At 60.7% G+C, this 7574-nt stretch carries 8 protein-coding genes; 6 read left to right on the top strand and 2 right to left on the bottom strand.

Going from position 1 to position 7574, the window contains the following annotated elements; genetic code table 11:
* The first annotated feature begins 207 nt into the window (after positions 1 to 207).
* From HY795_05210 to HY795_05195, 4 genes are all read left to right on the top strand, one after another.
* Positions 208 to 798, top strand: coding sequence for a LemA family protein (locus tag HY795_05210; GenBank protein ID MBI4804616.1), 591 nt, complete (start codon positions 208 to 210; stop codon positions 796 to 798).
* A 166-nt stretch (positions 799 to 964) separates the two neighbouring features.
* On the top strand, positions 965 to 1816 hold the full coding sequence (locus HY795_05205) for a TPM domain-containing protein (GenBank protein ID MBI4804615.1): 852 nt from the start codon (positions 965 to 967) through the stop codon (positions 1814 to 1816).
* A 24-nt stretch (positions 1817 to 1840) separates the two neighbouring features.
* Complete coding sequence (locus HY795_05200; GenBank protein ID MBI4804614.1) at positions 1841 to 2497, top strand: TPM domain-containing protein; 657 nt, start codon at positions 1841 to 1843, stop codon at positions 2495 to 2497.
* 32 nt (positions 2498 to 2529) lie between these two features.
* Complete coding sequence (locus HY795_05195) at positions 2530 to 3306, top strand: M15 family metallopeptidase (protein ID MBI4804613.1); 777 nt, start codon at positions 2530 to 2532, stop codon at positions 3304 to 3306.
* Between the two features lie 34 nt (positions 3307 to 3340).
* On the opposite strand, the gene HY795_05190 is transcribed toward HY795_05195, so the two are convergent.
* Both HY795_05190 and HY795_05185 read right to left on the bottom strand, forming a co-directional pair.
* The gene (locus HY795_05190; protein ID MBI4804612.1) at positions 3341 to 5263 is read right to left on the bottom strand and encodes a DUF2207 domain-containing protein; all 1923 of its coding nucleotides are present in this window, start codon (positions 5261 to 5263) and stop codon (positions 3341 to 3343) included.
* Positions 5264 to 5265: 2 nt separating this feature from the next.
* On the bottom strand, positions 5266 to 5826 hold the full coding sequence (locus HY795_05185; protein ID MBI4804611.1) for a LemA family protein: 561 nt from the start codon (positions 5824 to 5826) through the stop codon (positions 5266 to 5268).
* 58 nt (positions 5827 to 5884) lie between these two features.
* Here HY795_05185 and gluQRS point away from each other — a divergent pair, with 58 nt between their 5' ends.
* Positions 5885 to 6907, top strand: coding sequence for a tRNA glutamyl-Q(34) synthetase GluQRS (gluQRS, locus tag HY795_05180; protein ID MBI4804610.1), 1023 nt, complete (start codon positions 5885 to 5887; stop codon positions 6905 to 6907).
* Positions 6904 to 7521: a hypothetical protein gene (locus tag HY795_05175; GenBank protein MBI4804609.1), complete on the top strand. Its 618-nt coding sequence runs from the start codon at positions 6904 to 6906 to the stop codon at positions 7519 to 7521. Before gluQRS ends, HY795_05175 begins: the two co-directional genes overlap by 4 nt.
* Positions 7522 to 7574 lie beyond the last annotated feature (53 nt).

Raw genomic sequence — 7574 nt, 5'->3', positions numbered from 1 at the left:
GCCTTTTCGGTTCCGAACCGGCGCTGGAATGTAATCAGGTCCATATCGTGGTAAGGTTTGGCCATGGCGAGCCTCCTCAACAGTCTAGATTCTTTCTATAAAGTATGGAAATTGCGGAGCGAAGGCAATAGCCACGTTTTTATTTGCTTTCGCCAATACCGACTCATCTACATTTACTCTCCGATTAAAAGAGGAAAGGGGAATCTCATGGTCATCTCCCGCAGTGTTCTCGCTTGTCTGTGTTCCTTCATAGTCCTTTTGATTTCGGGCTGTGGCTATAACGTCATGCAGCAGAACGAGGAGAACGTGAATCGGGCCTTCGGCGACGTGCAGGCCTCCCTTCAGCGCCGGGCGGACCTGATCCCTAACTTGGTGGAAGTTGTAAAGAAGTATGCTGCGCACGAGAAGGATACACTCACGGCGGTCACCGAAGCCAGGGCCAAGGCTTCATCAATCCAGTTGAACGCCCAGACTCTGTCCGATGCTCAGGCCATGGCCAATCTGCAAAAGGTCCAGGGAGAGCTGTCCTCCGCTTTGTCCCGGCTGATGGTGGTGGTTGAACAATACCCTAGCCTCAAGGCTGATCAGAGTTTTCGCGATCTGCAACATCAGCTCGAAGGAACTGAGAACCGCATAAACGTGGCCCGGCAGCGCTACAATGAGGCCGCGCAGATATACAACTCCTCTCTGCGAATCTTCCCCAACAGCGTGACAAATTCCATCCTCCTGCACCTGACGCCCAAGGAATATTTCCGCGCCGACGAGGCTTCCCAGAAGGCCCCGCAGGTCAAGTTCTAACGGTAGTGGTGTTGCCGTCCCGGGCGGGGCTCAGGAAGCGCATGAGTGGGCATTCGCGTGAAATGATCTCACATAGCCCGCGGCACGACACAGCAATACCGGTGTTGGTGGTGTTGAAACGCAGAGCCGTGTTGTAAATTATTGCCACACCATTCAGGCAGGCGTCATGAAAAGCCTCACCCCGTCCTTGTACGCCTTTCTCATCCTTTTGGCCGCCCTGTGCCAGTTGGTCGCGCCAGGTGCTGTCCTGGCAGGTGAGGTCAAGGTCCCTGCCTTAATTAGCCACGTCAACGACTACGCGGACTTCATTTCGCCTCAGGTAAGGCAGGAGCTGGAAGAGGCCCTCAAGGCCCTTGAAACGAATGACTCCACCCAGGTGGTGGTGCTCACGGTGCCGGACCTGCAAGGTCATCCCCTGGAGGATTTCTCCATCAAAGTCGCCCAGACCTGGGGGCTTGGCCGCCAAGGCAAGGACAACGGAGTGCTCGTTGTGCTGGCCAAGGCCGAACGCAAGGTTCGCATCGAGGTGGGCCGGGGGCTGGAGGGCGTGCTCACCGACGCCCTGGCTGGGAGGATCATCGACCAGGAAATGATCCCCAGGTTCAAGAATCAGGACTTCGACGGCGGAGTGCTGGCCGGAGTGAAGGCTATCGTCCAGGTGGTGAAGGGCGAATACACGGGTACCGGGACCAGGCTCACCAAGTGGAAGTTCGACACCCACGCTTGGGCGGTCATCCTGGCACTTGTGCTCACGGCATTATGCTGCAAGCAAAAAGGCTGGGTGCGGGGCAGTGTGGGAGGGATCACGTTCTCATCTGCGGCAATGGTTTTGGCCTTTAGCCTCACAGGTGTGCTCGTGGCTCTGGTGGGTGGCGTTGTGTTCGGGTTACTCGTCCCCTACCTGCTTCGGCTGGATCCGCCCAGTGGTGGAGGCGATGTGATACTCGAAGGTGTCGCCAGGGTGGTCGTTGGAGGACTAGGCAGCTTCATTGGCGGGGGAGCTTCGGGAGACTGGTAGAATGCACGGAAGAGGAGAGATCGTATGGAAAGCCCGACAGCATGTTCCGGGGGTATTCTAACCAATGACCAGTGCAGACGCATAGAGGCCGCTGTCAGGAATGCCGAAAAGCTCACCTCAGCCCAGATAGTGCCTTTGGTTGTCCCTGCAAGCCACTATTACCCTCAGGCAGAACTGGTTGGAGGACTGATCCTGGGTTACTTGATGGCCTTTGCGGTGCACTTTTTTCTTGAGTCGGAAAGCTTCTTGTTGTTCTCCGCTATTTTCGCAGTATTTCTCATGGTAGCCTTGCAAGCTTGCCGCCACATTCCCGTTCTCAAACGAAACTTCTTGCGGAAGGCTGACGCAAAACACGAAGTGCGAAAGGCGGCTGCGGACGCTTTCCACCGTCACGCTCTGAGTGCGACCAGCAACCGAGCCGCGGTGCTCATCTATGTCTCCCTTTTCGAACGCAGGGTGTGGGTGCTGGCCGACAAGGCCGCGGACCAGGCTGTGGGCAGTCGAATCTGGCAGGACGCGGTCTCAGTGGTGACAGACGCCATGCGACAGGGCGAGCCGGACAAGGGACTGATCCAAGCCGTGACACTGTGCGGCAAGGCCTTGGCGCCTTTTTTTCCGCCAGCTTCCAACCAGGTGAACGAACTGCCCGACCTTATTTTGGGGGGTGAACCTGCGAATTGACCAAGCGCTTTGATCGTGTCAACCAGGGGGCCATGCGAACCCTCCGTATCCTGTCCCTGTGTGCCCTGTCCTTGCAACTCGCCGCCAGCCTCGCCCTGGCGGACAAAGCCTCCGACCTCGAGCTCGTACGCCGCTGCTACCCCGATGCGGTCAAAGCCGTTGAGAAAGACGGCCTTCTTCTCTCGGACGGCGTCCACCTCATCTACGACGACGGCCGCGCAAAAGACGCCGATGCGGCGCTGGAGAGCCCCGACATCGAGGACATGCTGACCCAGCCGTATCCTCTCTCCCGCGTTACAGCTGAGCCCGAGCCCGGGTTTCATCCCGGCCGCAGGCGGGTGACCGCCCTGTTCAAGGCCGTCTACGGCCACAACGCGGATGAAGTGAAGGCCAACCTGGTGCCGGTGCGGTTTCTGGGCTCAACGGTGCAGTTCAATTCCAAGAACGGGGCGGCCCAGGCCCTGGAGGCCGTCGGACGGGAACTGGATTCTCTGTTGGTCACGCATCCACAGTATAAAGCCAGGCTTTTGCCCTTGAGCGGGACCTTCGCCTGGAGGTCCATCGCCGGAACGGAGCGGCTCTCCATGCATAGCTTTGGCGCGGCCATCGACGTCAACTCCAAGCTCAACACCTACTGGCAGTGGTACAAGGGCAACGATCCTCTGGGGCAACGCCTGGCCTTTCCCCCGGAATTGGCGGAAGTGTTCGAGCGCCACGGCTTCATCTGGGGCGGCAAGTGGGCCGAGTTCGACATCATGCACTTTGAGTACCGTCCGGAACTCATAGCCAAAGCTAAAGCTGGGAGATGACGGCCAAAGGCTGAACCGTTTCAAGGGGAAAATCCTACCAACCCCCGCCTCCACCGCCGCCACCACCTCCGCCGGACCCGCCGCCTCCACCGCTGCCCGAGCTTCCCGAACTCGAGGAAACGGCCGAGGAGAATGCCGATCCCAGGCTGTCGCCAAAGCTCCCCGGCGACGTGGAATCCCAACTCGAACCGGAGTACCACACGGGGGAATACCCTTGCGGCGACTGGGCGGCCCGAGCCAGCACCTCCGCGAAGCGCTCGCCCCACTGTTGCTCAACGTCCAAGGCCATGGCGTAGGGGAGATACTTTTCAAACAGTTCGGGAGTCTCTTCGGGTGGGTTGAGCAGGTTCAGACGATCCTTCTCGGCCACACCCAGATAGAGCTCGAACCCCTCGAGCTGGTCCATCACCTGCCTGCCCTCCTTGGTAGGGGCCTTGAGCAGATGGAAGAAAACCGCGCAGACCGTGCCGGAAGCCAGTAGCAGCGCAGCTCCGAGCGGAGAGCTGCTCGCGCCGAAGAAAAATAGTCCGGCCAGCTCCCCCAGCACGAATGGCACAGCAAAGGCCGTGATGAAGATGGCCGAGGACCACTTGAAGAAACGGCCCTGCCCGGTAAGGGCTTCGTTCCATGAAGCGGCCACCCGGGAAAGCAGCAGAGCGGTCCCCAGAGTCCAGATGGAGAGCCACACGGCCGAAAAAAGCGCGGCTTCGAGTTGCGGCCCGGAGAGAACCACCAGAACCACGGTGCCCAAGGCCAGGAGCACGCCTGGGAAAAACCAGTTCAGGTTGGGTTTGAACAGGTATCCAGTGTACGCGTTTCGAAGGGCCTTTCTCAGTTCATCCCTGGCACCCTGCAGAACGTCCCTCTGTGACTGGTCGATCTCCAGGGGCGAACCCTTCTCGAAAAGCGCCTTGGCCGTGAGGTCTTCGTCCATCTTGCCCAGGCTTGCTCCCTTGCCCTTGCGGGTAAGGATGAATTCCCCTTTCTCTTTCTCGGTGATGGTCAGCGCTCCTTGCACAGCCAGGCTGACGATGGCGCAGGGCAGGTCCCTGGAATCGTAGCCCATGCGGCTGATGTAGCGGGCCGCGGCAGGGGAGATGTCCGCGGGCGGGGCATAGAGAGGGATGATTGTTCCCCGGGCGGGATCACGTCCCGCAATAGCCCAGGCCGTGATGAAGTAGATCATGAGAAGGATGAATCCTGCCACGGCCGCTGCCATGGCCGGATTGGAAGCAAGAGCGGCTAAGACAAACGCTTTTCCCTCTGGCTTGGATACAAATCCCTTGGGCCAGGCCACGGCCACGGTGAGCCCCTCGCCGGGCTGGAGCGTCCGGGTGGATTCGACGATCACCCGGTCGGGCCCCTTCTGCTTCACCACGAAATCCTGACCCTTGTAACCCTTGGGGCCCGTGTAGGCCGCGAACTGACGGACCGACGCGCCGGGAGGAAGCACCACCTCCGCCCTGGCCCGCTCCACCGGAAAGGCCCAGGCGTTTCCGGTAACGTTCCAGTACACTTCGTCATAGTCCTGGAAAAAGCGCACCTGGAACAGGGCGTCGTAGGCCAGGGTATAGGCGTAGCTGCCGGGCCGAAGCAGAACATCCTTCTTGCCCAGGTACACCCGGAACATCTCCCCCTTGTCCCCTGTGTGCCAGGATTCGGCCCCCCCGTCGCGCAGGACATCGCGGACCCGGTAGGCAGGGCCGTACAGCGAATCCAGTCCGCTTTGAGCCGGCAGGATGAGGTCGCGGAAGATGCCCCGCTTGATCTTATCTCCTTGGGCCACGGCCGTTATTCTTTCCGTCACCTCCAGCATGCCCGAGGGCTGGACAACTATTATAGCGTCGAAGGAGGTTATGCGTTCCTGTTCGGCCCAGGAAGCACGGGGGCCGAGTGGACCGGATGCCAGCACAAGAACCAAGGCGACAAAGGCTGGGAGAAGGCTTCGGATGCGCATGGTCAGCCCTGGGGCTTCTGGAAGTCGACCTTGGGTACCTGACGCTTGGCGTCGTCCTCGGCCTCGAAGAATTCCGCTTTGGAAAAGCCGAAGGTGTTGGCCACCAGGTTGGACGGAAACGAATCCACCGCAATGTTCAAGTTGCGCACTGCGCCGTTGTAGTACCTCCTGGCCAGTTGCAGCTCGGACTCGATGTCGGCCAGGGAGCGCTGCAATTCAAGGAAGTTGGCGCTGGCCTTGAGCTCCGGATAGGCCTCGGCCATTGCCAGGAGCCTGCCCAGGGCCTCGCCCAGGGGACCTTCGGCCCTGAGGCGGTCGGCCGGGGTTTTGGCCGAGAGGCTCTGGGCCCGAAGCTCGGCGATCTTCTCGAAGAGTTCGCGCTCGTGGGCCATGTAGCCCTTTACCGTGTCGACCAGGTTGGGGATAAGCTCGGACCGGCGGGTGAGCTGCACGTCCACGCCGCTCAAGCCTTCGGCCACCATGTTGGTGTTCCGGACCAGACTGTTGTAAAGAACCACGACCCAGAGGGCCAAGATCAGGGCCAGTGCGAGTAGGATCAGCAGAGTAGTCATTGGTGGAACCTCGGGTAACTTATTTCCAGCTGTAAAGCCCATAAACGCCATGGAATCACCCTGTCAAACCCGGGGCCGCTTCGCCCCGAGCCCCTCCGGGCGCATGCACCTGGGCAACGCCTGGACAGCGCTCCTGGCCTGGCTATCGGCCAGGTCCAAGGGCGGGACCATGGTGCTGCGCATGGAGGACCTGGATCCGGACCGGTCCAAGGAACACTTCGCCCGGGCCATACTGGACGATATGGCCTGGCTGGGGCTTGACTGGGACGAAGGCCCGGACAAGGGCGGCCCGCACGGCCCCTACAGCCAGGACGAACGCCGGGGCTACTACCAGAAGTGCCTGGAAACACTCGAGGCCAGGGGGATGGTGTACCCCTGCTACTGCACCAGGGCCGAGCTTCGCGGGGCAGCCCATTCCTCGCATTCAGATGAACCCCACACAGCACACGAAGGCGTCACCCAGGCCCCGCACGCGGGCGAGTCCGAGCCGGTTTACGCAGGCACCTGCCTGGCACTCTCGGACACGGACCGATCCGCCAGGCAGGCCAGTGGGCGTTTGCCGTCGCTTCGGGTCAAGGCGCCATCAGTGAGAATTGAATTCACGGATATGGCCCTTGGCCCATACGCCCAGGAACTGGCCGCGCAGTGCGGCGACTTCGTGCTACGCCGCTCCGACGGGGTCCACGCCTACCAGCTGGCCGTGGTGGCCGATGACGCCGCCCAGCGCATCACCGAGGTGGTTCGCGGTGCGGACCTCTTGGAATCCACGGCCAGGCAGATATTTCTCTACCGTACCTTCGGCTGGCCGGAACCGAATTTCGCCCACGTGCCACTGCTGGTGGACCCTGACGGCAGGCGGCTTTCCAAACGCAGGGGGGACGTGGACCTCGGCCGGCTGCGCCAGATGGGAGTGCCTCCTGAAGTGGTGGTCGGCTTTCTGGCCTGGAAGGCCGGGCTTCTGGACGCGCCGCGCCCGGCGAAACCCTATGACCTGATCCGAAATTTCAGTTTCGGCGGACTCCCTGCCGGCCCTGTGGTGGTGGAGGAAGGTTGGATGGAGGTGGTTAGATGACGCGGTGTTTGGTTTCAGGGGTGCGGGCAGTGCAGGCAATCTGGGTGCTGGCGGCTGTGTTGGGTCTTTTCCTCGTTTTTGCTGACGCCCCGGCCCTGGCCGCCAAAAAGAGCGAGAAGAAAAAGAAGTCGCAGGAGACGCAGGAAGCGAGCGAGCCTATCGACGTCAATGCGCCTGGAAGAACATGCTACAAGCTGAGTCCGGGTAGGCTCTTCCACCGCTGCGAGCCCCAGAGTTTGCCCTATGGCCGCTGCCGCACCGGAAACATGAGCTGCCGGGGCAATTACGAGCTTTCCCCCATCGGCTGGTACAAGTGCGCGGACCAGAACAAGAAGACCACCCCAACGCCAACAGCCGGTGCAATCTTCATCCTCGGCGACAACTCCAAACACCGCATGGACACGGGCCACGTGTTCGTGGTGGAGAAGGTGAAGGATGCCGGGGGAGGCCAGTGGGAGCTGACGCTTTCCCACACCAACTACGACCGGCGGTGCAGCCTGGAGACCGACGTGCTGGCCGGGTACGACGAGCACAAGAAACTGCTCACCATGCGCACCGGGCAATGGAGCAAGTGGGGGAAGAATTTGAAGGCTTTGGGGTTTATAGTGCAGTAATTGGACCTAACGCTAAAGTTTAGTAACTGTAGAGCTGCTCCAAGGTGCGTTAG

Source organism: Desulfovibrio sp., from assembly GCA_016208105.1.
In the GTDB taxonomy this organism is placed as follows: domain Bacteria; phylum Desulfobacterota; class Desulfovibrionia; order Desulfovibrionales; family Desulfovibrionaceae; genus Fundidesulfovibrio.
Note: the sequence above shows the minus strand (reverse complement) of the source record. Positions and strands in the feature narration are given on the sequence as shown.

What these genes read in the sequence shown, in the direction of transcription:
- HY795_05200 (MBI4804614.1), top strand. Translation starts at nt 1,841, where the DNA reads ATGGAAAGCCCGACAGCATGTTCCGGGGGTATTCTAACCAATGACCAG.
- HY795_05195 (MBI4804613.1), top strand. Translation starts at nt 2,530, where the DNA reads ATGCGAACCCTCCGTATCCTGTCCCTGTGTGCCCTGTCCTTGCAACTC.
- HY795_05175 (MBI4804609.1), top strand. Translation starts at nt 6,904, where the DNA reads ATGACGCGGTGTTTGGTTTCAGGGGTGCGGGCAGTGCAGGCAATCTGG.
- HY795_05190 (MBI4804612.1), bottom strand. Translation starts at nt 5,263, where the DNA reads ATGCGCATCCGAAGCCTTCTCCCAGCCTTTGTCGCCTTGGTTCTTGTG.
- HY795_05210 (MBI4804616.1), top strand. Translation starts at nt 208, where the DNA reads ATGGTCATCTCCCGCAGTGTTCTCGCTTGTCTGTGTTCCTTCATAGTC.
- HY795_05205 (MBI4804615.1), top strand. Translation starts at nt 965, where the DNA reads ATGAAAAGCCTCACCCCGTCCTTGTACGCCTTTCTCATCCTTTTGGCC.
- gluQRS (MBI4804610.1), top strand. Translation starts at nt 5,885, where the DNA reads ATGGAATCACCCTGTCAAACCCGGGGCCGCTTCGCCCCGAGCCCCTCC.